Below are 25,807 nucleotides of genomic sequence, written 5' to 3'. Positions count from 1 at the left end.
CGGGTCAGCGTTGTGCCGCTTACCACACCCCGATCGGTACCAGCTTTTGTTCGGCCGGCTCGCCATAGCGAAAGCGCTGGCCGCGCAGGTCGATTTCGCTGTTGCTGATGGTGGTGCGCCGTTTCAGGCCGCGCAGCCAGTCGAACAGATACCCCTGATGCTGTTCGCGCACGCTGGCATAGGCCGGGTCGCTGCCCAGGTCGTGCAGTTCCTGCGGGTCGTTTTCCAGGTCGAACAACTGCGGGCGAAAGCCATCGTAAGCCAGGTACTTGAAGCGCTCGCTGCGCACCATGTACATGCGGCAGCGGTCGATGGCCTGGCCCAGCCGTTCGCGGGCCGGGGCCTGGAAGGCGTAGTCGTACTCGGCGATGGCGTAGCGGCGCCAGTCGGGTTGTTCACCGTGCAGCAGCGGTATCCATGAGCGGCCCTCCAGGCGGTGATCGGCTGCCGGCAGACCCAACGCCTGCAAAAAAGTCGGCAGGGCGTCGATGGTTTCTACCAGGCGCTCATCCACTGTGCCGCGGGTCACATCCGCTTGCGGTCGTGGGTCACGGACGATCAGCGGGATGCCCACCGCCTGTTCCAGTAGAAACTCTTTTTCGCCCAGATAGTGGTCGCCGAGAAAATCGCCGTGATCGCTGGTGAATACGATCAGCGTGTCGTCCCAGCGACCGTTGCTTTGCAGGTGCTCGAACAGCCGGCCAAGTTGATCGTCGATCTGCTTGATCAGGCCCATGTAGGTCGGCACCACATTCAGGCGCACTTGATCGCGAGAAAAGTTCTGGCTCTCTTGATGCTGACGAAACGCGGCGTACACCGGGTGATCGTTGGGTTCGGCCGGCTGGATCGGGTCGATCACTTGCGCATGGCTGTACAGTGCGTGATAGGGCGCAGGCGCAATATAGGGCCAGTGCGGCTTGATGTACGACAGGTGCAGGCACCAGGGTTGCTCGCCTTGTTCATCGATGAAGTCGATCGCGCGTTCGGTGGTGTACACCGTCTCTGAGTACTGTTCGGGAATGCGCGCCGGTCGATGCGCATTGCGCATCTTCCAGCCGCTGAGCAGCTCACCGTTTTCGCCTTCGGCCGCGTTGGCCCAGTCATGCCACGGGTTGTCGCCGGCAAAGCCCTGCTCGCGCAGGTAGTGGGTATAAGGCGCGCTCTCGCGTTTTTCTGTGAATACCGGGTCGTCAGGGTACAGGCCGTCGTGGCGTACATAGGGTTCAAAACCCACTTCGTCGAGTTGCTGCACCTGCGCGCTGCCTGCCGGCAGGTTCAGGCGTTGCTGTGCGTCGCTGTTGGGGGTGGCGTGGGTCTTGCCCACCAGCGCGGTACGAATGCCGGCCGGGCGCAGGTAGTCACCGATGGTCAGCTCATCCAGCGGCAGCGGCACGGCATTCCACGCCACTTGATGACTGCTCACATAACGCCCGGTATAGGCCGACATCCGCGACGGGCCACAAATGGTGCCCTGGGTATAGGCACGGCTGAAGCGCACCCCGGCAGCGGCCAGGCGGTCGATGTTCGGCGTGTGCAGGTGCGGGTGGCCGTAACAGGACAGGTAATCACGACGCAGTTGGTCGCACATGATGTAAAGCACATTGCGCACAGGCTTGGACACGGTTCACCACCGATTGCAAAAAGGCTTATTTGCGCCGTTACGAACCTATGCGGCAAGCGCATTTATTGAATATCCACGATGCGCGGCGTGCATAACATCAGCACTTCTCGCATATGCATTTTGCACATTAAAAATATTGGGCAAATGCATTTCCCAAGTCTGGATGGACTCCTTTTAAATGCATGCTCTTATGCATTTGAAATCTTTTAATTAATAAATATATAACTTAATAGAATATTCGAGCGAGTCGCCGTTTGTGTGTGATTGCTTGAAAGGAGCCTGTATGAACCCGTCCGCAACGACTCATCCGCTGCCGCGCTGGCCACTTAAACGTCTACCTTTGGCGCTGTTGCTGGCGGGTTGTGCTGGCGGGTCATATGCCCATGCCGCCGAGACCTCGCTCAATGCCGAGCCGCCCCAGGCGGGCACCTCGCAGGCCGCCGACGCGCAATTGAAAACCGTGACCGTGACGGCCAGACGCCGTGAGGAGAGTGCGCAGAACGTGCCGACGCCGATCAGTGTGGTCAGTGGCCAGACCCTGGAAAGCCAGCGCGTTTATCGTATTCAGGACCTGCAACAACTGACCCCAAGCTTGAACGTGGCTTACATGCACGCCCGGCAGTCCAGTGTGTCGATCCGCGGTCTGGGTAACAACCCGGCCAGTGACGGTTTGGAGGGCAGTGCCGGGTTGTACATCGATAACGTTTATCTGGGCCGCCCCGGCATGGCGGTGTTCGACCTGATGGACATCGAGCAACTGGAAGTGCTGCGCGGCCCGCAAGGTACGCTGTTTGGCAAAAACACCACCGCCGGGGTGGTCAATATCAGCACCCGGGCGCCGAGCTTTACCCCGGAACGTACGATTGAAACCTCGGTGGCTGAAGACGGTTTTTTCCAGACCAAAGGCACGATCTCCGGGCCACTCAGTGATGAACTGGCCGGGCGTTTTTCGGCTTACCGCAGCCGTAGCGATGGCGACCTGAAAAACGAATACAGCGGCCATGACCTCAATGGCGGCTCGCGCGAAGGCTTTCGTGGTCAGTTGCTGTACAAGCCCAGCGAAGACTTCAACCTGCGCCTGATCGGCGACTATAACGAAGAGTCTTCCAGTGCCGGCACCCGCGCGCTGTACAGCACCGGCCCGACCATCAATGGCGTAAACCGCTATGAGTCGCGGGCTGCCGCTGCCGGCGCCACTCTGGTCAATGGCCGCGAGCGCAAGGTCAATATCGACGCCACCCAGCGGGTCACTGTGCACCAGGGCGGCTTGTCACTGGAAGCCAACTGGAAGTTGCCCAGCGATTTCACCCTGACCTCGGTCAGCGCCTATCGCTGGTGGGATTTCAGCCCGCGTAACGACGACGGCATCAACGTGCCGGCCAGTTACAACGGTGGTGTCTCGGTACAGAGCCAGCAATGGTCGCAGGAAATCCGGCTGGCTTCGCCCACCGGCGGTGCCTTCGATTACGTGCTTGGCGCTTACTACTATGGCTCGGACCTGGACAACACCAACAAGGCCAGCAACGGCCCGCTGGCCGATGTCTGGAACGGCACTGCCGCAGGCGCGCTGGCCAATGTCGAGAGCGTTGCCAAGGGCCATATCGACACCAACAGCTTCGCACTGTTTGGCCAGGGCACCTGGCACCTGACGCCAAAGCTGGACTTTACTGCGGGCATTCGCGGCACCTATGAAGAAAAGAGCGCCTGGGTCAACCGCAGCGCGCCAACCGGCGGCGTGGCGGTGACCGGTGCTGCGCTGACCGCGCGCAACGGTCGGTATGGTGTCTATGACTCCGGCGATCTTAACCAGTACAGCATCAGCCCGTCGGGGCTGCTCAACCTGAGCTACAAGTTCAGCGACGATGTGCTGGGTTACGCGACCCTGTCGCACGGCGAGAAGTCTGGCGGCGTCAATCTCACGGTTGGCACCGCACCGACTGCCGGTGCCGACTCGCTGTTGATCGGTGCCGAGCGCGCCAACAACCTCGAGCTGGGCGTCAAGAGCACCCTGTGGGACAACCGTCTGCAACTCAACGGCAACCTGTTCTGGACCCAGGTCAACGGCTACCAGACCACCGCTTACGACCAAGCCAACCGCGTGCAGTACCTGACCAACGCAGGCTCTGTGCGTTCACGCGGCGCGGAGCTGGAGGCTACTGTGGTGCCGCTGCGCGGCCTGACCCTCAACCTCAACGGCTCTTACAACGACGTGCGTTATCTGTCGTACAAGGATGCGCCGTGCCCGCCGGAGGTCAGCTTGCGTCCCGGTGCCCCGGCATCCTGCGACCTGAGCGGCAATCAGGTGGTCGGCGCCTCGAAGTGGATTGCTAACTTCAACGGTGAATACACGTGGGGCTGGGACAACGGCCTGGAGCAGTACGTGACCGGCAGCTACGCCTATCGCTCGCGGGCTGTGGGCATCGTCGAAGACTCCGTGCATGCGCAGATCCCCGGCTACGGCGTGGCCAACTTCGCCACCGGCTTGCGCGGCGACTGGGGCCAGGGTCAGTGGGATGTGTCGCTGTGGGTGAAGAACGCCTTCGACAAGACCTACTACACCTCGTTGTGGAGTGAGCCTAACGGCGGCTACTCGGGCTTTATGGGCGCACCGCGGACCGTGGGTGTGACCGGGCGTTACGACTTCTGAAATGCTTTGAGGCATAAGCATCTCCTGCGGGTGAATGCTTGTAGGCCCGGCCGGGCCTATCTACACCCCGACATGCGGCATTGGCACGCCGCTGAGGTGGTCGGCCAGGTGCAGATCGGTCTTTTCGATCAGGCCGATCATCGCCTTGGCCAGCGATGACAAGGACCTCGCGTTACGGCTGACGATGCCGTAGCGCGTGTTCATTTCTTCCAGATGCGGCGGCAGGTCCACCGGTTGCAGCCAGTGCAACTCAGCGGTGAACAAGGCCGGTTCCGGGTTCATTGCATTACCGATGGCAATGGCATCCGAATGGCGGACCACATTGAGCAACGCGTAGGTGTGCTCGCATTCCACCTGAGGCACGAAATCGCGGCGGCCGCTGTATTCGGTGAGTAACTTGCGGATGTTCGGGGGGCGGAAGGTGGTGGCCAGCGGATAGCCGAACAGCTCTTTGCAAGTCACTGATGCCTGCTGCGCCAAGGGGTGATCGGCGCGGCAATAAAAGCGCATGCGTTGTGCACGCAGGCGGGTGATGCGGTAATCGGGGTCCGCTTCAAAGCGTCGGGTGTCGGCCACGAAAAATTCGATGTCCTCGCTGATCAACCGCTGGTTGAGGTCCTGCCAGTTATCCACCTGAAAATGCACTTTGGCCTTGGGATACTCGGCGATGAACAGCGCTACGGCCCTGGGCACCAGCTGCCCGGCCGGCGCCGGTCCGCAACCGAACCGCAGGGTGCCGATTTCTGCTCCGTTCAGGCGGCCAATCTCGTTGTTCAGCTCCTGGGCCTCGCGGATCAGGCGTCGGGCGTGTTCCAGCACCACCAGGCCCTGCTGGGTCGGCGGCAGTTCCTTGCTGGCCCGGTCGACCAGTTGAAACCCCGCACTGTGCTCCAGCGCCTGGATGCTGCGGCTGAACGCCGACTGCGACAGATTGACCGCGGCGGCGGCCGCGACAAAGCTGCGGTGCTCGGCTAGGGCGATAAAGTGACGAAGCTGGCGAAGGTCGATATGCATGGTTTACATCTGAGCGTTCGGTTGGATGCAGGGGCTGCAAGAGGGTGAACGCTCTTATAGAAGTAAACGCTTATTCCTGAAACAGTTAATAAGAGATATGCATATTCCAGAGAGGAATATGTCGCCCAGTCGCGTAAAAGCAGGCCTGCCGGGGAGCGTCAGCTTGAGTTCCCGGCAGGCCTTCGGCTCAGCGCGAAGTCAGCGCGGTGTAGCTGTTCATCAGGTTGCGGTAGTTAGGGATGCGCTGGCTCAGCAGGTTACCCAGGCCTTCGATATCGTTGCGCCAGTCGCGGTGCAGCTCACAAGCCACCGAGAACCAGTTCATCAACTGCGCGCCCGCCTGGCTCATACGGTTCCATGCGGCTTGCTGCACGGTCTCGTTGAAGGTGCCGGAAGCGTCAGTCACCACGAACACATCAAAGCCTTCTGCCAGAGCCGACAAGGCCGGGAAGGTCACGCACACGTCAGTCACCACTCCGGCGATGATCAGTTGCTTGCGGCCGGTGGCTTTGATCGCTTTGACAAACTCTTCGTTGTCCCAGGCGTTGATCTGGCCAGGGCGGGCGATGTACGGCGCATCCGGGAACTGCTCTTTCAATTCAGGGATCAGCGGGCCATTGGGGCCTTGTTCAAAGCTGGTGGTGAGAATGGTCGGCAGGTTGAAAAACTTGGCCAGATCACCCAGCGCCAGCACGTTGTTCTTGAACTCGTTTGGCGAGAAATCCTGCACCAGCGAGATCAGGCCGGTCTGGTGGTCGATCAACAGTACTACGGCGTCGTCTTTGTTCAGGCGGTTGTAGGTGAAGTTGGCCATGGGGTAAGTCCTTTATCTGAGAGGTTTTGAGTAAGTTGTTGAGTCAGTGCGCTGGGTTCAGCGCTGTGTTCAACCTGGGCACAGATTAAGGATTTACCTGAACGGGATAAATCGGCTAAAAAGCGTTTTACTGTCACCTTGAAAGCGACAATCCCCAGCCTGATGCCGGGGGTTGTCGTGGCGTGGGTCAGACCTTGCGCCAATGGCAGCGCATGGTTACCAAAGCTTCCAGGTGTAATCGATGTTCACGCGGGTTTCGTTGTCACTTCTGAACGTGGCAGCCGAACTCAGGTCGCTGCGATAGAAATTCTGCCGCAGCCGCAGCGCCAGCCCCTTCACAGGGCCTGACTGCACTGCATAGGACAGCTCGAAATCCTTGGACGACTCCGATAAGTCATCCCCCCCGAGTGCCGGGAGATTGATGTGACTGCCGTGCAGGTAGCGCGCCATGGCCCTGAGGCCGGGAATGCTCAGCCCGGCGAAATCGTAGTCGTAGCGTAGCGCCCAGGTCTGCTCCTTCGGGTTGACGAAGTCCGCACTCATTGTCCCGTCGCTCAACACATTAGGCTCGCCACCTGCGAGGTAGACCATGGCGGTGTCACCGGTCTGGCGCATGTGACCCAGGCCGAAGCTGTGTGCGCCCATCTGGTAGGTGAACATCACCCCGGTGCTCCGGTTATCCACCCGGCCAGATTCTGCGCGCCCATCCTCACGGCTATCAAAAATGCGCAGGTCAGTTTTCAACAGGCCCGGACCGATGGGCAGCGTGTGCAAAAGCCCCCAAAAATGCTGTTGATAGATGTTGTCGAGTTTGGCGTAGTTGTAACGCAGCGTCAGCGCGTCGGACCACTTGTAATCACCGGCGATGAAATCAAACTCTTGCGAAGAGGCGCCGGGCCGAAAGCGGCCATTGGGAGAGGCGATCGAGATGGGCTGGTAGTCCGTGGAGTCGCGCATGTTCACTCGGTCCATTCGCCCCAGATGCAGTGATAAATCCTTGATGTCACCTGACTGTAAATAGGCGCCCCGGAAGGTTTGTGGAAGCAGGCGCGCAGGGCTGCCGGTGAGGACCGGCAGGTTGGGAAATTGTGTGCCTACCGAGAGTTGGGTCTTGGAAACCCTGGCTTTGAGTGCCGCCCCCAGCTCTGAGTATTCGTCACGCGCCTGTCGGGTCTGCGGGTTAAAGGCCAATAGCTGGGTTGCGGTTCTGTCGGGTGACGAGTCGAGCTTCAGACCCAGCATGCCGGTCAGGTCCAGGCCCAGCCCAATGGGGCCTTCGGTGAAGCCGGAGTGGGCCTTGAGGATGAAACCCTGCGCCCATTCCCTGGCTTCGGCGTACGGTGTGGCACCCTTGTAATCACGGTCCAGATAAAAGTTGCGTGACATTAATGTCACGGTTGAATCCTTCAGCAGTTCTGCCTCGGCGCAGAAAGACACACACACGCCCAGCGCGCCCATGCTCAACAGCTGGGGGCAACTCATACGGTTAGTCATTGCGAGCATCCTGATTTCTTGTTTTTGTCAGTTCAGTCAGGTGGCGCTGGCCGGTGCCAGGCGCGCCGTTGCCCGGCGCTTGAGGCCCCAGACCACCAGCGCGGCCAGAACGAAGGCGCTGGCAAACAAGATGTAGAGCTTCGACGGGCTCCAGTTGGCGTCGATCAAGTGACCGGCAACCAACGGTGAGAGGATGGCCCCGATACGGCCCATGCCGATTCCCCAGCCCAGGCCTGTTACCCGCTGTGACGCGCTGTAGAAAGACGGGGCAAGGGCATACAGCCCGGCGACGCAGCCGTTGACGAATACGCCGATGGCCAGTGCCACGGCAAAGGCCAGTGTGAGGTTGTGGGTGAACTGGACGAACAGCGCGAGCAACAGCGCATTGATGATGAGGTACAGCATCAGCAGGCGAGCCAGTGGGTAGCGGGCAGCCAGCAGCCCGATGACGGTCGTGCCGACGATGCCGCCCATGTTAAGCAGTACACCGCCCGTGATGCCTTGGGCGTTGGAGAGGCCGGCCGAGACCAGTAGCCTGGGCGTCCAGCTCAGCACAAAGTAGAAGCCGAACATCACCAGAAAGAAGGCCAGCCAGATCAGCAAGGTTGAACGCAGCAGTGCCGGTGAAAACAATTCGGCTACCGTATCGCGCATGCGCGCACGGCTGGTGTCGTTAACGGTGGGCAGCGCGCTGATGGTGTTCAGTTTTACGCGTACCAGCAGTTTATTGATCTTGGCCAGGGCGCCGACCGGTTGGCGAGACGTCAGAAAGGCAAGTGACTCAGGAAGCCAGAGAAACAGCAACGGCAGTGTCGAGAGCGTGGTGATGCCGCCGTACAGAAACACCGAGCGCCATCCTTGGGTCGGGATGATCTGAGCGGCAATGATCCCGCCAATCGTTGCACCCAGCGCGTAGGCCGTCGACTGCAAACTGATTGCCAGCCCGCGCCATTTTTTGTTGGCGTATTCGCCGGCAATTACGTAACTGCGGCCAGAACCCCACCAATGCCAAGCCCCGTAATCAGCCGCAGAATGGCGAGTGTTTCGAAACTGTTTGCTTGAGAGGAGGCGAGCATACCCAGTCCGGCGATGCTCACGCAAAACATGATCAGCGGGCGTCTGCCGAACCGGTCCGCCCAGGGCGCAATAAACAACGAGCCGATTGCCATGCCGACCAATCCGGCACTGAGCAGGTAGCCGACGCGGATGCCGTTGAGTCCCCAGTCTGCCGAAACCGACGCGGCGGTGAAGGCCATTACCAGCACGTCGAAGCCGTCGAGCATGTTGATCAGGATGCAAAGAGCGATCACGCCCCATTGAGAACTGACCATGGGTTTTTCGTCCATTAGTTGCCCAATTGACTTGACCATATCGTCAAACCTCCTTGTTCAATGGCAATGAATTGAGCAAAAGCAAGGCGGCCGAAGCCTGCCCGATAAATCGGGAAGATTGCTTACACATAGCGCTATACCTTTTATTGTTGTTTAAACAGCACGCACGGGTTAACCAGCACCTCAGTTTCTCGACGAGTCACAAAGGCGTTGCTTTCATCTCATTTCAGTCAGTCTGCCGTTGGACTTGCAGACGGGGGCGGGGCAGGTGTAGCGGCCTCATGCCGGGTCGGATTGGCGCAGGCGCTCAATGATTTTGCGCGCCCGATTTGCGCCGACGTCGACATGGATATCGATCATGGGGCGTTCGCCGAATCGGCACATGTTCTTGTACTGGGCCTCAATGATGATTTTGTCTTCATCAAAGGTCAGCGCGGTTTGTTCGATGACCTTTGCCTTGACCTCTGCATGATTGCTTTCGGGGTTGGTGGCCATCGACCAGAAATAGTGGGTTGTATTTTCGGTCTCGGGTGTGACGCCATGGAACCCACGCATGTGAAATCCGCCGCGTTCAGGGTCTTGCAGAGACTCTGTGTTGGCGTCAACGGCGCCCGTCCAGATGCGCAGGTGGCTGACATGAAACTCGATCTCTTGCCAACGATCGATGTTTCCCTTGAACGGGTAGGCGGCAGAGTAGGTGGGCGGCGGTGTCGAGTTGGGCATGTGACGGATGACCTTGACCACATCGCCTTCGCTTTGCACGGTCATTTGCGCATGCATATGAACGTTGGCATTGCCGCCAATCGTCTTCAGATGCACATAACCCAGATGGCTGAGATCCATCAGGTTGTCGTGAATAAGCTGGTAGGGCGCGTCGTAGTGGTACACGTCACCGTCAAACAGATACTTGCCGCTGCTGTGCACGTTGTACTCGGGCGGTTCGCAGGTCGGCTCCGGGTGCGACTCGCTGCCAAACCAGACCCAGACGATCTGGTCACGCTCGCGGACATGAAACAGGGCGACCTTGGCCTTGCCGGGCACTTTTTCCTGACCCGGAATCTCGATGCACTTGCCTGCAGAATCGAACAGCAGCCCGTGGTATCCACAACGAAGCCCACCGCTTTCCAGTGTGCCGCTGGAGAGTGGCAGCGCCCGGTGGCAGCAGCGATCTTCCAGAGCAGCGACTTGCCCGTCCGCTGTACGAAACAGCACCACCGCTTTATTCAACAGTGTGCGGCCGACCGGTTTGTCTTTCAGCTCCCAGCCCAGCGCCGCGACATACCACTGATCGAGTGGAAATTTGGGCAGGGTGGATTGCTTGCCGACCTCATAGGCCAGCTCTTTGGTTGAGGTGTTCATAGGCTTTTCCGATGCTGTTGTTAGAGTGGGAAAGTCAGAGATCCAGGACCAGACGCGGTGTTTTGGCACGTGAGCAGCACGGGGTGAACTGGTCGTTCAATGCATGCTCGGCCTTGGTCATGAACTGGTCGCGATGATCGGGCGTGCCTTCAAGGACCTGGGTCATACAGCTGCCGCAGATGCCCTGTTCACAGGAGCTTTGTATCTCGATACCGGCCTCATCAAGCACTTCGAAGACGCTGCGGTCGGCCGGGATCTGAAAGGTGAGGGACGATCGTGCGAGCACCACTTCAAACGCTTGATCGCCGGTCTGATCGACAGGTGCGGCGGCGAAGAACTCCCGATGAACCTGTTCCTGCGGCCAGTGCGCAGCTTCGGCGGCCTTCAGGATGTAATCCATGAACCCGCCTGGGCCACACACATACAGGTGAACGCCAGTCACGGGGGACTGCAGCAACAGGCTCGCATTCAACGCGGCGTCCGGGCCGGCGCTGTCATCGTGCAGCACCACGTTCCGGGCAAAGGGCGCTGACTCAAGCACATCGATAAACGCGGCTTTTGCTTTGGCGCGAAAGCAGTAGTGCAACTCGAAATCAACGCCGCGCTGGGACAGCTCATAGGCCATCGCCAGCATGGGTGTGATGCCAATGCCACCGGCGAGCAGAAGGTGTTTTTTCCCATCGGGCGACAGTGGAAAAAGATTTCGTGGCGCACTGATGGTGAGTTCCTGGCCTTCCTGCACAAGCTCGTGCATGGCCTGCGAACCGCCCCTTGAGTGGGGATCACGCAGGACACCAATCAGGTAGCGATGGCGTTCTTCAGGGTGGTTGCAGAGCGAGTACTGGCGCACCGTCCCTGCTGGGGTCCAGACATCGATATGGGCGCCTGCGGTGAACGCGGGCAGGATCTGCTCGTCGACGGGGGACAGCTCGAAGCTGCAGATATCATCGGCCACAAGGTGCTTGTGGCTAACCTTTACACGGAGCATGGCTTCTCCCTCCACAGTCAAGTGGCACAAAAATGTTCAATAGGGGCTGAGCGCTTAGCTCACGTGGTGGCGGAGGGCGGGTGCAGGATAGGTGTGTGGTTCATGAGGATTCCCGTTATTTATTCTTGTGGGATCAGGCTGTCGCTTATGATGCGATCAGCACGCACGGTTCGTGGAATGTAGAATCGGCGTATTTAGTTGCGGTGTCAACCAATTTGCCTGAAACGTTTGATTCTTAAGGTTCGTATTTTTATGCCTGCACCCACTCAGCTTGATCTTGTTCGCTACGTTCCGGCGTTGCTGACCTTCTTGGCCAACAAACTGGCTACGGGCGCTTCTCTGACGTACCGCAAGCACTTTGGTATCGGCGTGGTCGAGTGGCGCTTGCTTTCAATGCTTGCGGTGGAGAACAACATCACGGCCAACCGCGTATGCCAGGTCATCGGGCTGGACAAGGGGGCGGTCAGCAGATCCCTTCAGGCCCTGGAACAACAGGGCTATGCGACCAGCCAGGTGGATAAGCTCGACGGTCGGCGCTATACCGTCAGCCTGACGCCAGAAGGCAAGGCTTTGCATGATCGGGTATTGAAAGTCGCGCTGGAGCGCGAGAGCCGGTTGCTCGACGGCCTGTCGTCCGCCGAGGTGGATACACTCGTCGACCTGCTGGGGCGCTTACAGAAAAACATTCCGCACGTGAACGAGTACGATCCGCCCGCGCCATGAGGGCATGCTTTAAAACAAGCCCTGCTTGGTCACCATCAACAGCACAATCACGAACATCCCGGCGAACCCCGCCACGCCCATCCATAGCCATGGCCGGTACAGCCGGTTCCAGTTCGACGGCAGTGCCAGACCGCGCTCGGCGGCGTGTTCGGCCAGGCTCTGCATGCGTTTTTGCAGCACCAGCACCGGCAGCCACAACAGGCCGACCGCGACAAACACGATCAGCGCATCGCGCAGCCAGGGCTGGGCTATCGACAGACCGGTCAGGTGCAGCATGCCAAGGCCGGTGGCCAATTGCAGGACCCCGGCCGGGGTGGTGATCCAGGTGTCAAAGCGCACCACCATCTGTGCCACTGAGGCGATGACCACAGGGTTGCGGGTACGCTGCGCGGCGATCAGGTACAGGTACGAACCCATACCGAAACCGAACAGAAATACCGCTGCGATGACGTGCAGATACTTGAGGTACAGGTAAGTCATGCCGGACCTTGGTACTGCACGCTGAGCCGGATATCGTTCGGTGCGTCGATGGCGGCCAGGTACTCGGCCACGCTGATTTCGTCCAGGCAAGGGCGCGCGCCTGCTGCAGGCCGGTAACCGTTGGCCAGCTTGCGGGCCAACGCCACCGAGGCGCAGCTGGGTATTTCCGGGCCTTTCTCGCGTGCGGCGGTGAGCTGGATATTCAGGCGCAACGGCAGGTTGTTGTGGTCCACGCCATGGGCGTCGATGTACAGCGCGCTGAGACCGTTACCGAACCGTTCGCAGGCCGTGCCCAGCCGGTGCAGGCGCCGCGCCCAGGGTTGCGGGTCGTTGATCAGCCCCATGCGCCGCGCCTGGGCCAGCAGCGCATTGGCCAAGGCGCCGGGCATCAGGCCGGGACCGGCCTTGAACACCAGCTCACGGGCGCCATAACGGGCACCGAACAGGTCCATGTCCGGTACATCGACATTGGCCAGCCAGCGCCAGCCCAGCCCCGCTAAATGCCGGCGTTGCAAGCCCAGCCAGCCTGGCACCGCGTGGGGCTGGCCATTGCGGCGTTGCAGGATCGGCTGGCCAGCGTAAGCCAGGACGCCCTCGATGGTGGCCAGGCCGGGCATCTTCGAGGACGAGGAAATGCCGTGCTCGATCCGGTCGATGCGGCTGAAGCGCTGGCGGTGTTCATCCAGCAACGCCGCCGACAGGCTCGGCACCGAACTGCAGCCGCTGAGCACGGCGACCCCGGCCGCTTTGGCCTGGGCATCGAGCACATCAATACCGTTGACGAAGGTCCGGCAGTCGGCCAGGTCGCAGTAATGCACGCCCGCTTCGATGCACTGCTCGGCGACCCGGTAGGGCTGCCCCTGAAACGGCCCGCCGGTGTGGATCACCAGATTGATCTGCAACTGACGCAGCGCCTCGGCAAACCCTGCCCCCTGGGCGTCACCGCACCAGGTCTGCAGCGGGAATTGGCCTGCCAGCTTGTGCAAACGCGCCGCATCGCGCCCGGCCGCGAACAGCTCGATGCCCGGCACATCGGACAGATGCCGACAGACGATAAAACCGAAATTGCCGTAGCCGCCGACAACCAGCACCCTGAATGACATGCGTGACTCCCTGTGAGGTTCGGGGGGATTCTAGGATCCGTTTCTGTTTCGTCACAACTGCGGTGAAGCCAGCCACTGTTCGAACTCGATCTTTGTGCTGCAGTTTTCGCCCGGAGTGTAATAGACAAGGCGCAGGTGTCGATCTGCATCGATGGTCAGGGTCGTATGCTCCAGGGGTATGTCGCCAAACGTATTCATGGGCAGACGGCGGCTACTCTGGCAGGGGCCGTGAATGTCCTGACCATCGGGGCGCGACCAGCCCCGCCGGTCAGGGCGGGGATGGATAACGTGTTTCTTCCAGTTGCCGGACCAGTGCCTGATCATCCTCAGGCGGGTATCGAGGATCAATCGTCCTCGTCTTCTTCGTCATAGTCTTCGTAGATCTGAAAGAACTCGTACTCGGCGAGAACTTCCGCCTTGACGTCCCGGGCCCGGAAGCCCCGTCCGGAAGGCTGGACGACGAAGTTGATGGAGTCTTCCAGCGCGACATCGTTGTTCGCGGTGTCGGCACCAATAGCAAAACTTCTGGAAAACGGACTCAATGCTGCTCCGAGGTTTTCAACCATCAGGTCTCGGTCGCTTAGATCATCTTCATCGAGTTCGAGCATCTGCGCCATGATCGCGCAGTCGATCATGGTACCGGTCAGCCATTCGCAACTGGAACCATAACCGGCGCACCAGCGCAGCCCGGTGCCTTCCATGAACACTTCCATCATGGTTGTGTCCTCACCCACGTAGCAGGACCCGATCATGATGCCGGTGATGTTGGACTCTTGGGCATGCGCGCCGATTGTGAAAATCAGGTCTTCGATTTTCGACCCTGCAATCTTGCCTTTGGCGCCGTGTGCGGCGATGTACACCAGAGCGTTGTCTGCGCCACAACGACGCAGCACATCAAAGGCCTGCTCGAAGGTGCGCTTGTTGTAGAAGTTGGCGTGGTAGACCTCAGTATCGCCAGCGTATTTGGCGATGCCTTCCACAAAGGGTACGACACTGGAGCGGTTGGCATCCCGCTCATCCAGTTGCCATGGCGATTCAAGTACCAGAATGGCACGGCGCGCCCGGTGTTCTTTCCTGATGGCCTTTTTCATTACTTTCCTTGGTTGTCGGTTGTTGCTTCGGTTTGTTGCGCTGCTTGATGAGAGTGGTTGTCGTCGTAAGCCCGCAGAGCCCGGCGCAACGTATTCTGGACTCGCTGGCGAAGCTCGACCGGTTCATGGACCACCAGGTCATCACCCTGAGACAGAACCCACCACTGCAATTGCCAGGTATCGCTCACGGTGGCTTGCACCAGAAAACCGTCCTCCTGCGCCTGCAGTTCCATATCCTGGCTGAGCGGTGTTTCGCGAATCAGGCGGGCCTGGCGGGCACTGATCCAGGCCTTGAAGCGGATTTTTGTCGGCGTGCCGAACTGCAGAGCGTCGGTGGCCAGGTAATCCTGCAGCTTGAACTGCTGCACGCCCTCACACGGCACCTGCAGTTCTTCGATGTCCTGAAAGCGATGCGCCGCGTACTGACGGATGTCGCTGTAGCCTTCGGCCGTAGCGATCAGGTAAGTGATCTGGCCCCTTTGCACGATGGCCAGCGGGTTGAGGGTCAGTTCGCTGGATTTGTCTGAATGCGCCGAGTAGTAGCGACAGCGGAGCTGCTTTTCGGTGATCAGCGCCTGCTGGATGGTTTCCAACGTTCTGGCATTGATCTGTGGCGGCAACAGGTTGAAGTCAGAGCGCACACTGGCGACTTTCTCGGGCCAGCGTGCGCCAGGGCTGCCATCCTCAACGCCCTCAAGCTTGCTGCGGGCAAGATTAAAGCGTGAGTCCAGAATACTGAGCATGCTGGCTGGCAATAGCGGGCGTACGGCATCTTCGACCAGGCGCAGGCTGACGGCTTCGGGCAGGCTGATCCCTGACAGTGCCAGATCAGCTCCGCGAGGCAAGAACCAGCCGCGTGGGGTAGTGCTTTCCTCGCTGTGCAGGTTGAACGCAAAGGACAGATCCAGAAGGTCGCGCTCGACGGTACGCCGGGTGATTTCATGCCCTCCATTGATAAGGCGTTTGTGCAGATCGGCCACGGTGTAACCTGGCGAGGTGCGTGGCAGCAGCTTGAGCAAGTCCCACTGGCGGCTCAAAGCCGACTTCGTTTTGGCAGAGGGCAAAGCATTCTTCCTTGTGGCCAGGCGGCAGTAAGCCGTCTAATAATTCCGGTTTGCGGGCTATCGGCGCAGAGCCCGAAAATTTGAGTGTCAATCAATGAATGAAACCGATCGGCCGTTGCTGCGCCGCAGGTTTCAGGCGGCACTCGGCGAGCAGGGCAGTGGCCAGCTTGTTGGCCGTGGCGAAGGGCTTGAAGCGCGCTTGGCGGGTCACCGCGGCAAAGTCGCCCGGCGTCAGGTGCGCTTCGCCGCGCAGGCGGCTGGCGGCGGCCTGTTGTGGATCCTTGAGATTCAGACCCTTGAGGTGCGTGGCGAACAGCGACTGCGCCTGCTGCGCGCTCAGGTAGCCGAAGTACACCTTGTAAGTCGAAGCGGCGCAGCGACGCCTGGTCCAGATCGGCGATCAGATTGGTCGAGGCAATGAACAGTCCGCGATAACTCTCCATTTGCGTCAGCATTTCGTTTACTGCAGTGATCTCCCAGCTCTGGCGAGCCTTGCGTCGGTCTTGCAGGAAACTGTCGACCTCATCGAGCAGCAACACTGCATCTTGCTGTTGCGCTTGCTCGAAGGCCCCTGCGAGGTTCTGCTCGGTCATACCCACGTAGGGCGAGACCAGGTCGGACACCCGCTTGGCCAGCAACGGCTTGCCCAACGCCTGTGCCAGCCAGCGACCGAAGGCGGTCTTGCCGGTACCGGGCGGGCCGTACAGCAGTATGTTCACGCCCCGGCGTTTATTGATCAGCGCCTTGTTCAGATAGCGCTCGGCAATGGTCAGCGGCTGGCGCAAGTGGCTGTAATGTTCGTGAGCCAGGTTACCCGACGGGCTCAGGCGAAAGGCATAGCTGAACAGCTCCAGAGCCGTGCCCTGGCTGTAGCGCAGCAGCCCCGGCAGTTCCGGGTTAGCCACCGAGATAATCGCCGTGAGTACCATTGAGGCCCGGGCCGAGGTGCTGACTTCCAGCAAACCGCTGCGCACCAGCGTGCTGTCGTTGCTCAGGCAGGCTTCGACCCTGGGCTGTGGCAAACCCAACAATACCGACAAGACCCGTACAGCGCGGTTGAAACCGAGCATGCCCAGTTGATCGGTGGTGTCGTTGAGAATCGGGTCGCTGCACATCAGCACGCAGAAACCCAGCACCTGCAACTCGGTCTCGTTCAAGGCCAACAGTTCGCCCAGCGCCATCAGGTTAGCGGCCAGGCGGTCGGGATAGGTCAGGCACGGATGATCCACATCGAACTACCGCGCCGCCCCGCGCAGGGCGCGGCGCAACTGGACCGGGCTGGCCTCATCGGCGTCCACCCACTTGCCAAGGCCCAACTCGACGGCCAGATCGTCGTCGTTGAGGCCATGCCGCCTGATAAAAGTCCGATGCTCGCCAAGCTCCAGCAGCAATTGATAGCACCACTTCAATGACAAGGCGCAGGTGTCCTCGGCGCGCGGGCTGTTGTGGGCGATGGGGGGCAAGGGCCTTGGTGGGCATGGTGTCTCTCCTGAGGGGCAGTAGAGACAGCTTGCAGCAGGCAATAGTCAGGATGTGTCGCAGCGAGTTTGTATTCGGGAATCAGCCCGGTGCTCTGACAATCCGGCTACTGCGCCGCAGCCGGTCTTGCAGAATGGATGCTTTGGTAAGCGATGTTTGCTCCAGCAGACGGAACCGCATTCTGAGAGAGCAAAGCTCGCTACTCAGACCCACTACTCAGGTCATGAACACGCCAAGCCCTACCTTCAGCGCCTGAGCATTGTTGCCCAGGGTGGTGGCCGAGTCGTGGATCTCGGTCACGCCCTGATGCGTCTGTTCGAAGGTTTCATGCATGCCGCCCAGGCGGCCGGCGATGTCGGTCACCGCGTGCTGGATTTCTTCGCTGCTGGCCAGGGCGCGGTCCATGGTGTCGCTGACCTGGCCCATTTGTTTGACCAGCCCGTCGATCACATCCAGGGTACCGTCCGAGGCGGTGGCAAGGTTGCGCGACTGTTCGGCCGCGCTGCCCATGCGCTGGGCGGTCTGGCGGATACCCTGGGTTACAGCGCTGATCACTTGCTGGGCGTCGGTCAGCACGCTCTGGGTCTGGCCGGCCAGCTTGCGCACTTCATCAGCCACCACCGCAAAGCCGCGCCCGGCTTCACCGGCACGCGCAGCTTCGATGGCGGCGTTGAGTGCCAGCAGGTTGGTCTGGTCAGAAATCCCGGCAATCATCTGCAGCACCTGACCGATCTGCTCGGCCTCGCTGCTCAGGCGGTTCAGGTCACCGGCCAGTTCTATATTGGCCGAGGTGCTGTGGTGCACATCGCCGATCAGGCTTTTGAGGTCTTGATGGGTGCGGGTCAGTTCGCTGGTGGCGCATTCCAGGTAACCGCGCACCGTGCCGGCCAGATTGGACGACTGCTCGGCCGACTGACGAATCGACTGGCCGTGCTGGTTGATATCGGCCAGTTGGCCACCGGCTTGCTGAATGCGCCTGGCAATGTCTTCAGCCAGCAACAGAAAGGTCGCGGCCAGCCGCTGGTTGTTGTCAGCCATGCCCGAGGCGCTGCCCAGGGTCTGGCGCACGTCCTGCAACAGGCTCGACAGGCGCTTGCCCATCTGGCCCATTTCATCGCCGGTGATGACGGTCACGGTGGTCGACAGGTCGCGTTTGTCAGCAATATGGTTGAGCTGGCCGGTCAGGTGGTGAATGCCCTGCACCAGCATCCGCGCCGCCAGCCACGACAGCAGCAAACCGATACCGAAGGTGGCGGCGCCGATCAGCAACAGGCTGTACAGGCTGGCGCGGATAGCCTGTTGCAGGGCGGTCAGGGTGACATCCACACCGATCACATAGGCCTGGCCGCTGGCGGTGCGCAGTGGCAGGAAGATCGAGCGGAAACTGCCATAGCTGTCGGTGTACTCGTCAAACTGCGCTTGCCCGCTGCGCGCCGCCTCCAGCACTGCCGGGCTGGCATCGGTGTAATGCTGCAGGTGTTTTGAATAGCTGTTATTGGCAATGTCGGCAGCGCTGGAGCCGTCGGCCAGGTAATACACCTGGCCCTGCGCATCGACCATCATGCTGTAGGCATACTTGAGATCCACATCCCCGGCGTACTCGCCCAGGTTGCGCACCTGGCTGAGGTACTCGCCTTCCTTGAGGCCATCGGCCTTGCGCGCGCGGTCAAGGTAGTTGTCGCCCAGCACTCGTGGCACCGCATAAGCTGCGGTGCGCAGGCGATTGTCGATCTGCTGGCGGATGTCCTGAGTCTTGGCGTATTGGGCGTAGCTGATGAACGACACCACACTGATCAGGTTGACCACGGTCAACACCAGCAGCAGCTTGGTTTGCAAACTGAAATTACGCAAAGGCATAGTGCAGCATCCAGGCTGAATTATTTTCTGTAGCCAGTGTCTCGAACAGAAGTGCGAAAACTTTAGTGGCATTTTGCCAAGATTAACGGCGGCGCCGCGTTACGAGCTGATCCAGATCAAGCGATGTTCGCAGAACTCCCGTCAGCAACGAGCCGAAAGCCCCAGCCTGAACCTGTTGTGGCTTGGCGGGGCAGCACCGGGCGCTGTGCGCAAAGAAACGTTTGGTTACTTGTCTGCCTGCCGCTCGCGCTGCGAAGCCAGCGCGTTTTTCAAGGCAATCTCCGCGTATTCCATGAAGACCCTGGCCAGTTGTTTCAGGGCGACTTCCTCAGCCTCGCTGCCGGCCACGAAGTTGAAATCGATTGGGCGCTTGCTGTACTCGGGCAGCTGTTCCCAGTCTTTCATTAAATAGCAGCAGAGCGCGCTGACCATTTCGGCACGCACATGGGCCTGTTCATTTGTGGTGCAAGTTTCGAGCGCTGAGCCTGACGGGGAATCGGGGGACAATAATGAAAAAAGATGGGCCGTTAGTTGCGTTTGCAAGTCCTTGGTGATCATGAGCGAGTTGCTTCCTGCTGGGGGCGGTACTAAAACTGAGGGGATAAATTTTAGGTGCGACTGCTATAGCGTGTAGTGCTATTGCATGCATTCAAGCGAAAACCCTTTCTTTTGTAAAGGGGCACGCCATGGAGCTGAGCAAAGCCGTCGGTGCTGCGCTGAAAGAAATTCGAGAGTCCAAAGGACTGACCCAGGAAGATTTTGTCGGGGTCAGCGGCCGGACCTACCTTTCTGAAATCGAACGGGGCTTGAAAAGCCCCACGCTGGAGAAGCTCGATCAACTGGCAGCGAGGATGGGCGTCCATCCGCTGGAACTATTGGTCGTGTGCTACGCAAAGCGCGGTGCGCTCAGTCAGGAGGAGGTGGTCAAGCTTCTTCTGGAACGGCTAAACGTTCGTATGGGAAAGATAACTTGAAGCAGGCGTTATACCTCGATGGTGAGGAAGTTATGAAGCCCGAACTTGTTAGTTGATGAGTGGGTCAGTTTTTTCAGCATGTTCGATCGGGCGCGTTCAGCAAGCACTGAATTGACATCCTCCCCGCCCTAAAGGGCGGGGATTCCCACAATTGGACGCTCATGCCCGAGCGCGAGAATGTTCTTTGCGGCGTTGACGTCGCGGTCGTGGGTGGCACCGCACCCACAACAAGTCCATTCCCTTATTCCAAGCCCTGCGATACCTCTGGGCCTCGAGTCCGGCAATTGCTTGCAGCTCGAACAGGTTTGGGTGGTGTTTCTCTCGCTGACAACCTTGAAAACCGTGCCTGCGTGATCGCATTTGTATTCCAGCATGGTTTTCAATTGGCCCCAGCCGGCGTCCAGCACCGACTTGGCCATCCTGGTTTTCGCGAGTTTCAGTGAGCTCACATCGCCCACCACAATGACGCCACAACGCGCGACCAGCGCGTTGCTGAACTTATGCAGGGCATCCTTGCGGCGGTTCGCAACCTTGGCGTGAATCGCCCGTACACGGGCCTTCTTGCCGGCCCGCTGGGCCGTGCCCAGGGCTCTTTCCAGATCCCGGTAGAACCTACCGCTTTCAAGGCGATCACCGTCGCTGCAGGTGGCCGTGGTTTTCAGTCCGAGGTCGATACCCACCGCGTCCTGGCCTGGCGATAACTGCCGGTCGACTTCGATCACGACGTTGAAATACCAGCGTCCACGGCTGTCCTCGTTGAAGCTACCGGATCTGAATTTAAAGCCCGCCAGGCCGTAGCTGTCCCAGACCTTGAAGTGCTGTTTGTTGAAGACGACCTGGCCGTTTTTCCAGACAGCAGCGCCGGCCTTGAGGGGCACCCAGCCCAGGCTGCGCCGAGCGCCGCCCGAGCAGCGCCAGCGTAGCTGACGCTTTTTGAACTGCTTGCGCCGTGTGACATATTCGTCGGCAACAGCCTGCACCGATTGGCTGTGCAGTCCCAGGTCTTTGCCGGCCCCGTTGGTGTACTTGTGAATGTCGAACGCCGACAGAAAACGACCACGCTCGCGAATCGAGCGACTACTCAACTCGTTTACGTAGTTCCACACAAAATTCACAGCACGAGAAGCTTCACTCAATTGCGCTGCGTGCTTGTCTCGCACTCGAATCCTGAGGGTTTTGGTCGCTTTCATTTCAGTCATGAAACACAGGATGGGGCGGTTTTATGGATGTTAACCCCTATGACCGCTTCGCGGTGGCGCTTTTATCCCCCACCTGAAGGAAGGGGCTTTTCGCGCCAGCTTGGTAAATGAATCTTGCGACCCGATTTTCCAGAGCACTGGCAGCGGGTCCAATCACTGTTTCTGCAAGCCTGATACAAGCTGGCGGCAATACGCCCAGGCAGCGCCTTATCATCGGCTTCGCTATCAATCAGGTGATCGACTTCCTTAAGGGCCGGGCCACGGCGCCGCAGAGCTGCGCCAGCGCCTCGCTGGTCGTCACGTACGTATCGTTGTCGAGATTCATTGTGTGCTCCCGATTCAGGTGTGCTGATGCACCAGACGATAGCGATGCCCGGTCATGGCCGATAGCTCGTCCAGCAACTGATCATTGATCGGCCAGTTCCAGAACCCGAAGTAGACCGGGACATTGCATGCGTTCTAGCCGGCGCTCCCGATCCGGAATTCAATGCATAGCGGATTGAGTGGGGCCGGATAATCGCTTGGCTGGGCCTCAGCAATTTGTGAGCGGCTTTAGCCGCAAGGCTGTTCACTTAAGCACGTATGCCCCCGGTGGGAGCAGTCGGCCGACGCTCCGGTTGCCGACGAAGGCGCCAGCACATTCGCAGCAGTTGCTGTGACTTTACCGGCCTCTTCGCTACCAAGGTAGCTCCCACCGCGGGCATCCAGTACCTTGGTGAACACTGTTGCAGCTACAGCTGCTCGCGGATCTCGGCCGCAGTCTTGCCTCTGGTCTCCACAGTCGCGCCAGGTGCCTGAATCCGGGCAATCTCCACGTCGGTCAGGCCAAGGCTGCGCAGTTCAGCACACCATCGCTGCAGACGCTCCGGGGCTGTATGCCGGGCATTGGGGCCTTTGCCTCGCAGACACGCACGACACATATCATCAGGGAAAGGCCGGGCAACCCAGGTGCCGGGGCGCCGGTATTCAAACAGCCCGCAATCGCAGCGGCACAGCCAGACCGTGGCTTTGCCGGAATGGCTACGGCGATACCAGGCAATGGCCGTCATCTTGCCGCGACGCTTGCCGGTGTGATCAATGGCGCTGGCGGGGCGGGGTGGAACTTGTCAATGGAGATGTCGAAGCGTGGATCTGCCTGAAAAAATGAAAGCCATCCGCGCCCGGGAGGGCCTGACGCAGGGTGAGTTTTGTGAGGTTGTTGGCATCAGTATCAGTAGCTGGAAAAAGTACGAAGCTGCGATCACTGAGATGGGGCGGCAGCCTTTCCTGAAAGTCGCCAATCATGAGCGGTTCAGGAAATATGCGTTTTGGCTTACCACGGGGGACGTGGCGCCTGAGTGTGGACAGGTGAGTCCTTTTTAATTTGGTGGCTCATCAATGCGCGACGCACTGCGTCGCGCATTGGATTGCCTTGAGCGTTCGGGATCGGCCAAAACACGGAGGCCTGGCCGGGCCTCCGGTTAAGTTCCCATCACCTTAAGCAACGACCCTTGCGCGAGACCGGTCCGCTTCATACCCTGACAGCCTCAACGGCGCAGAAGGAACCACGCTGCTGACCGCATCGAGCTTGCAAATTTGTTCATGTGTGAGGTTCACAGACAATGCGCCCAGGTTGTCGGTAAGTTGCTGCTTGGAGCGCGGCCCGATGATTGGAATCGACCCGTGGGTGCCAGCCCATGCAATCGCAACCTGGCCAGCACTGACGCCGATTTCACCTGCAATCTCCAGAACTGTATCCAGGATCAAGCTGCGCTGAGGGGAGTTTTCAGCTTGAAATACTTTGCCACCGAAACCTTCGGCACGACCCTTTTCGCCTTGTCGATATTTACCGGTCAGCATGCCTCCGCCTAACGGCGACCACGTCACGATGCCAAGACCCAGAGCATATGAAGCCTGGAACAGATCAGCTTCGGGCTCCCGGTGGACCAGGCTGTGCTCGAATTGAGCCGCTGCAATAGGCAACGCATGGGTGAGCTCGGCTAACGTGACGGCTCGGGAAAGTCGCCACGCCGGAAAGTTGGACAGGCCCGCGTACAGAATCTTCCCTGCGCGTGCCAAATCCTCGAAGCCTCTGACAATTTCTTCCACCGGAGTTACACCGTCTGGGTGATGGGCCCAGTAAATGTCGATCCGGTCTGTTTTAAGACGTCTCAGGCTCGCTTCTGCCGAGCTCACCAAAGCACGACGGCTGTTACCTGTCGCAAGCCTGTTAGGGCTGGCTGCCGCACCGTTGGTGAATTTCGTGGCTAGCACGAAGTCGTCGCGTCGTCCCTCAAGCAGCGTTGCGAGCAACTCCTCGGACTGGCCAAATTGATAGATATCTGCGGTGTCGATGAAGTTGCCACCGGCCTCTGCGTAAGCGTTGAAGATCGCCGCACTGGAGTCGGGATCTGCGCCATAGCCCCAGCCAGTACCGAAGTTGCCTGTGCCGAGTGCGAGTTCTGAGACACGCAGCCCTGTATTGCCGAACGTTTGGTAGTTCATAGTTATCTCCACATGGGATGTTGATGCACTTGAGTCCACGAACGCTGCGGCTGCCGCTGCCGGTAAAAAGCTTCATCTGGCATTCCCACGACTGAGCCCGATGTTTCGATGTTTCTACGGCCCATTTCTGGATCCTCGCCCACTCCGGGTTACGCAAGGTTAATCACGACTTTTCCCTTGACTCTTCCCTGTTCGACATACGTGAGTGCGTCAGCGATCGATGTAAATGGGTAGACTTTGTCGATAACCGGTTTGATGGCGCCCGATTCAACCAGCGACGTGATTTCTTTCAGTTGCGCGCCATTGGCGCGCATGAAAACGAATGAATATTTGACCCCGGCTGCGTGTGAAATTTTCCGGATCCTGAAACTAAGCAAGCGCAGGATCTGTTTGATCGGCCAAGACAAACCTTGTGCATCGCCAAACTCAGGGGTTGGTGGCCCGGAGATCGATACGAGCAGACCTCCCGGCTTGAGGCAATTCACCGACTTTTTGAGAACAACCGGATCTAGGCTGTTAACTACAACGTCATAGTCATTCAGGGCAGTCTCGAAATCCTGCTTTTTGTAGTCAATAACGATGTCAGCCCCGAGTGCTTTTACCCACTCAACATTCGGCGTGCTTGTCGTCGTGGCAACGAAAGCACCCAGATGCCTGGCAAGCTGAATGGCAACGCTACCTACGCCTCCAGACCCTGCATGGATGAGCACCTTTTGGCCTTTCTTCAATTGGGCAGTTTCAACCAGCACTTGCCATGCCGTCAGCGCGACTAGAGGCAATGACGCCGCTTGCTCCATATTGATGTTGCGAGGTTTCAGAGCTAACGAGTCCTGGTCGACAGAAATAAGCTCGGCAAATGTCCCGATTCGATCTTGCGCAGGCCGTGCATAGACTTCGTCGCCAGGTTTGAACTGGCGAACACCAGGCCCAACACGAACCACAACGCCAGCCAAATCATTGCCCAATATCAGAGGGAATGTGTAGGGAAGAATCTGTTTGAATTCCCCTGATCTGATCTTGGCGTCCAGAGGATTTATGCTGGTGGCCTTTATTTGCACCAGAACGTCGTTGGCGCCTACTTTTGGCTCCGGTAACTCACCGATACTGCCACTGCGCTTGCCGTATTGCTTGATAAAAAAAGCCTTCATGATTATTCGACCCTTAATGGCAGAAAGCGGCGCGCAGGCCAGTGGCACCTACGTGTATCGACGTACTTGCTCAGGCGTCCAGGAGGGACTGTTTTGGCTTCAGTGTCAGCAACATATGAACGTTTGCTGCATGACAATCGCACCTCAGTTTTTGTAGCGTTCGGCGACTGCGGATTGGCGGATATCTGACAGTAAGCCTTGGCGGGCAGCCTGTAGGGCATCCCAACGAGTGCCTTCTTGCAGAGGTGGAATGGTCACCGGTTCGCGGCGATCAAAACCAACCAGTGCGGCATCGACCAGGTCTGCGACTTCCATTATTTCGCTGATGGTATTGATGTCGTAGCCTCCACGTTCCCAGATCTCTGTACGGGTCGCGGCTGGCAGTACGGCCTGGACGTACACACCTTTGGGTGAGAGTTCGAGGTTCAGCCCTTGCGAGAGAAACAGCACAAACGCCTTGGTCGCACCGTAGACCGCCATCCCATATTCCGGTGCCAGCCCGACGACCGAGCTAATGTTGATAATCGCACCACTACCGGCTTGCGCGAGCCGAGGGGCGATAGCGCTGGAGAGTCGGACCAGTGCGGTCGTGTTGAGGGCGACCAGGTTGGCAATGCTGTCGGTGGATTGATCAACGAAGCTGCCTGATTGGGCGGCTCCCGCGTTATTCACAAGAATCCCGATGCGAGCGTCTTCACGCAGACGCGCTTCTACGGTTGCCAGTTCGCTGGTCTGAGTCAGGTCAGCCTGAATCACGTCAACCACAACGCTGTATTTCTCACGCAGACGGGCCGACAGTACGTCTAATCGGCTTTTGTCGCGGGCAACCAGTACCAGGTTGTGCCCGCGCTGGGCAAAGCGCTCGGCGTAAGTTGCGCCAATGCCTGTAGAGGCGCCAGTAATAAGTACGGTTTCAGAGATGCTCATAAATAGATGC

Annotated in this window: 24 protein-coding genes and 1 pseudogene; 4 read left to right on the top strand and 21 right to left on the bottom strand. The window is 59.2% G+C overall.

Annotated elements, in window-relative coordinates; genetic code table 11:
• Window positions 1–19: 19 nt before the first annotated feature.
• Entirely contained in the window at window positions 20–1,588 is a 1,569-nt protein-coding gene (locus tag NJC40_RS01760) for an alkaline phosphatase family protein (RefSeq protein ID WP_253140673.1), read from the bottom strand.
• 316 nt (window positions 1,589–1,904) lie between these two features.
• Here NJC40_RS01760 and NJC40_RS01755 point away from each other — a divergent pair, with 316 nt between their 5' ends.
• A complete protein-coding gene (locus NJC40_RS01755) occupies window positions 1,905–4,268 on the top strand; it encodes a TonB-dependent receptor (RefSeq protein ID WP_253140596.1) in 2,364 nt (787 codons plus the stop codon).
• Window positions 4,269–4,328: 60 nt separating this feature from the next.
• Here NJC40_RS01755 and NJC40_RS01750 read toward each other — a convergent pair whose 3' ends face one another.
• The 6 genes and pseudogenes from NJC40_RS01750 to NJC40_RS01725 all read right to left on the bottom strand — a co-directional run bounded on the left by NJC40_RS01750 (window position 4,329) and on the right by NJC40_RS01725 (window position 11,268).
• Complete coding sequence (locus NJC40_RS01750) at window positions 4,329–5,282, bottom strand: LysR family transcriptional regulator (RefSeq protein ID WP_253140595.1); 954 nt, start codon at window positions 5,280–5,282, stop codon at window positions 4,329–4,331.
• A 187-nt stretch (window positions 5,283–5,469) separates the two neighbouring features.
• A complete protein-coding gene (ycaC, locus tag NJC40_RS01745; protein WP_045483275.1) occupies window positions 5,470–6,096 on the bottom strand; it encodes an isochorismate family cysteine hydrolase YcaC in 627 nt (208 codons plus the stop codon).
• 216 nt (window positions 6,097–6,312) lie between these two features.
• A complete protein-coding gene (locus tag NJC40_RS01740) occupies window positions 6,313–7,554 on the bottom strand; it encodes an OprD family porin (RefSeq protein ID WP_253140594.1) in 1,242 nt (413 codons plus the stop codon).
• 72 nt (window positions 7,555–7,626) lie between these two features.
• Window positions 7,627–8,960 (bottom strand): annotated as a pseudogene (locus NJC40_RS01735) (MFS transporter).
• 240 nt (window positions 8,961–9,200) lie between these two features.
• Window positions 9,201–10,280: a Rieske 2Fe-2S domain-containing protein gene (locus tag NJC40_RS01730; protein ID WP_045483266.1), complete on the bottom strand. Its 1,080-nt coding sequence runs from the start codon at window positions 10,278–10,280 to the stop codon at window positions 9,201–9,203.
• Between the two features lie 34 nt (window positions 10,281–10,314).
• A complete protein-coding gene (locus NJC40_RS01725) occupies window positions 10,315–11,268 on the bottom strand; it encodes a PDR/VanB family oxidoreductase (RefSeq protein WP_045483263.1) in 954 nt (317 codons plus the stop codon).
• A 252-nt stretch (window positions 11,269–11,520) separates the two neighbouring features.
• Between NJC40_RS01725 and NJC40_RS01720 the strand changes: the two genes are divergently transcribed.
• Window positions 11,521–11,991, top strand: a complete 471-nt coding sequence (locus NJC40_RS01720; protein WP_045483260.1) for a MarR family winged helix-turn-helix transcriptional regulator — start codon at window positions 11,521–11,523, stop codon at window positions 11,989–11,991.
• Window positions 11,992–12,000: 9 nt separating this feature from the next.
• Here NJC40_RS01720 and NJC40_RS01715 read toward each other — a convergent pair whose 3' ends face one another.
• The 9 genes from NJC40_RS01715 to NJC40_RS01675 form a co-directional block, all read right to left on the bottom strand.
• Window positions 12,001–12,471: a DUF2269 family protein gene (locus tag NJC40_RS01715; RefSeq protein WP_253140593.1), complete on the bottom strand. Its 471-nt coding sequence runs from the start codon at window positions 12,469–12,471 to the stop codon at window positions 12,001–12,003.
• On the bottom strand, window positions 12,468–13,574 hold the full coding sequence (locus NJC40_RS01710) for a saccharopine dehydrogenase family protein (protein WP_253140592.1): 1,107 nt from the start codon (window positions 13,572–13,574) through the stop codon (window positions 12,468–12,470). Before NJC40_RS01710 ends, NJC40_RS01715 begins: the two co-directional genes overlap by 4 nt.
• Window positions 13,575–13,625: 51 nt before the next feature.
• Window positions 13,626–13,922: a hypothetical protein gene (locus tag NJC40_RS01705; protein WP_253140591.1), complete on the bottom strand. Its 297-nt coding sequence runs from the start codon at window positions 13,920–13,922 to the stop codon at window positions 13,626–13,628.
• Window positions 13,919–14,665 carry a hypothetical protein gene (locus tag NJC40_RS01700; RefSeq protein ID WP_045483251.1) on the bottom strand — a complete coding sequence of 249 codons (747 nt, stop codon included), beginning with the start codon at window positions 14,663–14,665 and terminating at the stop codon, window positions 13,919–13,921. The genes NJC40_RS01705 and NJC40_RS01700 overlap by 4 nt, the downstream gene beginning before the upstream one ends.
• Window positions 14,665–15,702: a helix-turn-helix transcriptional regulator gene (locus NJC40_RS01695; protein ID WP_306456502.1), complete on the bottom strand. Its 1,038-nt coding sequence runs from the start codon at window positions 15,700–15,702 to the stop codon at window positions 14,665–14,667. Before NJC40_RS01695 ends, NJC40_RS01700 begins: the two co-directional genes overlap by 1 nt.
• On the bottom strand, window positions 15,699–16,958 hold the full coding sequence (locus NJC40_RS01690) for an ATP-binding protein (RefSeq protein ID WP_363321681.1): 1,260 nt from the start codon (window positions 16,956–16,958) through the stop codon (window positions 15,699–15,701). The genes NJC40_RS01695 and NJC40_RS01690 overlap by 4 nt, the downstream gene beginning before the upstream one ends.
• A 6-nt stretch (window positions 16,959–16,964) precedes the next feature.
• On the bottom strand, window positions 16,965–17,144 hold the full coding sequence (locus tag NJC40_RS01685) for a hypothetical protein (protein WP_363321680.1): 180 nt from the start codon (window positions 17,142–17,144) through the stop codon (window positions 16,965–16,967).
• A gap of 280 nt (window positions 17,145–17,424) precedes the next feature.
• The gene (locus tag NJC40_RS01680) at window positions 17,425–19,065 is read right to left on the bottom strand and encodes a methyl-accepting chemotaxis protein (protein WP_253140589.1); all 1,641 of its coding nucleotides are present in this window, start codon (window positions 19,063–19,065) and stop codon (window positions 17,425–17,427) included.
• Window positions 19,066–19,290: 225 nt separating this feature from the next.
• Window positions 19,291–19,623, bottom strand: a complete 333-nt coding sequence (locus NJC40_RS01675; RefSeq protein WP_144403193.1) for a hypothetical protein — start codon at window positions 19,621–19,623, stop codon at window positions 19,291–19,293.
• 128 nt (window positions 19,624–19,751) lie between these two features.
• Between NJC40_RS01675 and NJC40_RS01670 the strand changes: the two genes are divergently transcribed.
• Window positions 19,752–20,039, top strand: a complete 288-nt coding sequence (locus NJC40_RS01670; protein ID WP_045483244.1) for a helix-turn-helix domain-containing protein — start codon at window positions 19,752–19,754, stop codon at window positions 20,037–20,039.
• A gap of 128 nt (window positions 20,040–20,167) precedes the next feature.
• Here NJC40_RS01670 and NJC40_RS01665 read toward each other — a convergent pair whose 3' ends face one another.
• The gene (locus NJC40_RS01665) at window positions 20,168–21,229 is read right to left on the bottom strand and encodes an RNA-guided endonuclease InsQ/TnpB family protein (RefSeq protein ID WP_253140588.1); all 1,062 of its coding nucleotides are present in this window, start codon (window positions 21,227–21,229) and stop codon (window positions 20,168–20,170) included.
• A 740-nt stretch (window positions 21,230–21,969) separates the two neighbouring features.
• Window positions 21,970–22,287 carry a hypothetical protein gene (locus tag NJC40_RS01660; protein WP_253140587.1) on the bottom strand — a complete coding sequence of 106 codons (318 nt, stop codon included), beginning with the start codon at window positions 22,285–22,287 and terminating at the stop codon, window positions 21,970–21,972.
• A 76-nt stretch (window positions 22,288–22,363) separates the two neighbouring features.
• Here NJC40_RS01660 and NJC40_RS01655 point away from each other — a divergent pair, with 76 nt between their 5' ends.
• Window positions 22,364–22,600, top strand: coding sequence for a helix-turn-helix domain-containing protein (locus NJC40_RS01655; RefSeq protein WP_253140586.1), 237 nt, complete (start codon window positions 22,364–22,366; stop codon window positions 22,598–22,600).
• 114 nt (window positions 22,601–22,714) lie between these two features.
• Here NJC40_RS01655 and NJC40_RS01650 read toward each other — a convergent pair whose 3' ends face one another.
• The 3 genes from NJC40_RS01650 to NJC40_RS01640 form a co-directional block, all read right to left on the bottom strand.
• Window positions 22,715–23,722: an aldo/keto reductase gene (locus tag NJC40_RS01650; protein ID WP_253140585.1), complete on the bottom strand. Its 1,008-nt coding sequence runs from the start codon at window positions 23,720–23,722 to the stop codon at window positions 22,715–22,717.
• 149 nt (window positions 23,723–23,871) lie between these two features.
• Complete coding sequence (locus NJC40_RS01645) at window positions 23,872–24,870, bottom strand: NADP-dependent oxidoreductase (protein ID WP_253140584.1); 999 nt, start codon at window positions 24,868–24,870, stop codon at window positions 23,872–23,874.
• Window positions 24,871–25,014: 144 nt separating this feature from the next.
• Window positions 25,015–25,797, bottom strand: a complete 783-nt coding sequence (locus NJC40_RS01640) for an SDR family NAD(P)-dependent oxidoreductase (RefSeq protein ID WP_253140583.1) — start codon at window positions 25,795–25,797, stop codon at window positions 25,015–25,017.
• Between the last annotated feature and the right edge of the window lie 10 nt (window positions 25,798–25,807).

The sequence above is a fragment of the Pseudomonas sp. 21LCFQ02 genome, from assembly GCF_024129895.2.
GTDB lineage: Bacteria > Pseudomonadota > Gammaproteobacteria > Pseudomonadales > Pseudomonadaceae > Aquipseudomonas.
Note: the sequence above shows the minus strand (reverse complement) of the source record. Positions and strands in the feature narration are given on the sequence as shown.

What these genes read in the sequence shown, in the direction of transcription:
- NJC40_RS01760 (WP_253140673.1), bottom strand. Translation starts at nt 1,588, where the DNA reads ATGTGCGACCAACTGCGTCGTGATTACCTGTCCTGTTACGGCCACCCG.
- NJC40_RS01755 (WP_253140596.1), top strand. Translation starts at nt 1,905, where the DNA reads ATGAACCCGTCCGCAACGACTCATCCGCTGCCGCGCTGGCCACTTAAA.
- NJC40_RS01750 (WP_253140595.1), bottom strand. Translation starts at nt 5,282, where the DNA reads ATGCATATCGACCTTCGCCAGCTTCGTCACTTTATCGCCCTAGCCGAG.
- ycaC (WP_045483275.1), bottom strand. Translation starts at nt 6,096, where the DNA reads ATGGCCAACTTCACCTACAACCGCCTGAACAAAGACGACGCCGTAGTA.
- NJC40_RS01740 (WP_253140594.1), bottom strand. Translation starts at nt 7,554, where the DNA reads ATGGGCGCGCTGGGCGTGTGTGTGTCTTTCTGCGCCGAGGCAGAACTG.
- NJC40_RS01730 (WP_045483266.1), bottom strand. Translation starts at nt 10,280, where the DNA reads ATGAACACCTCAACCAAAGAGCTGGCCTATGAGGTCGGCAAGCAATCC.
- NJC40_RS01725 (WP_045483263.1), bottom strand. Translation starts at nt 11,268, where the DNA reads ATGCTCCGTGTAAAGGTTAGCCACAAGCACCTTGTGGCCGATGATATC.
- NJC40_RS01720 (WP_045483260.1), top strand. Translation starts at nt 11,521, where the DNA reads ATGCCTGCACCCACTCAGCTTGATCTTGTTCGCTACGTTCCGGCGTTG.
- NJC40_RS01715 (WP_253140593.1), bottom strand. Translation starts at nt 12,471, where the DNA reads ATGACTTACCTGTACCTCAAGTATCTGCACGTCATCGCAGCGGTATTT.
- NJC40_RS01710 (WP_253140592.1), bottom strand. Translation starts at nt 13,574, where the DNA reads ATGTCATTCAGGGTGCTGGTTGTCGGCGGCTACGGCAATTTCGGTTTT.
- NJC40_RS01700 (WP_045483251.1), bottom strand. Translation starts at nt 14,665, where the DNA reads ATGAAAAAGGCCATCAGGAAAGAACACCGGGCGCGCCGTGCCATTCTG.
- NJC40_RS01680 (WP_253140589.1), bottom strand. Translation starts at nt 19,065, where the DNA reads ATGCCTTTGCGTAATTTCAGTTTGCAAACCAAGCTGCTGCTGGTGTTG.
- NJC40_RS01675 (WP_144403193.1), bottom strand. Translation starts at nt 19,623, where the DNA reads ATGATCACCAAGGACTTGCAAACGCAACTAACGGCCCATCTTTTTTCA.
- NJC40_RS01670 (WP_045483244.1), top strand. Translation starts at nt 19,752, where the DNA reads ATGGAGCTGAGCAAAGCCGTCGGTGCTGCGCTGAAAGAAATTCGAGAG.
- NJC40_RS01665 (WP_253140588.1), bottom strand. Translation starts at nt 21,229, where the DNA reads ATGAAAGCGACCAAAACCCTCAGGATTCGAGTGCGAGACAAGCACGCA.
- NJC40_RS01660 (WP_253140587.1), bottom strand. Translation starts at nt 22,287, where the DNA reads ATGACGGCCATTGCCTGGTATCGCCGTAGCCATTCCGGCAAAGCCACG.
- NJC40_RS01650 (WP_253140585.1), bottom strand. Translation starts at nt 23,722, where the DNA reads ATGAACTACCAAACGTTCGGCAATACAGGGCTGCGTGTCTCAGAACTC.
- NJC40_RS01645 (WP_253140584.1), bottom strand. Translation starts at nt 24,870, where the DNA reads ATGAAGGCTTTTTTTATCAAGCAATACGGCAAGCGCAGTGGCAGTATC.
- NJC40_RS01640 (WP_253140583.1), bottom strand. Translation starts at nt 25,797, where the DNA reads ATGAGCATCTCTGAAACCGTACTTATTACTGGCGCCTCTACAGGCATT.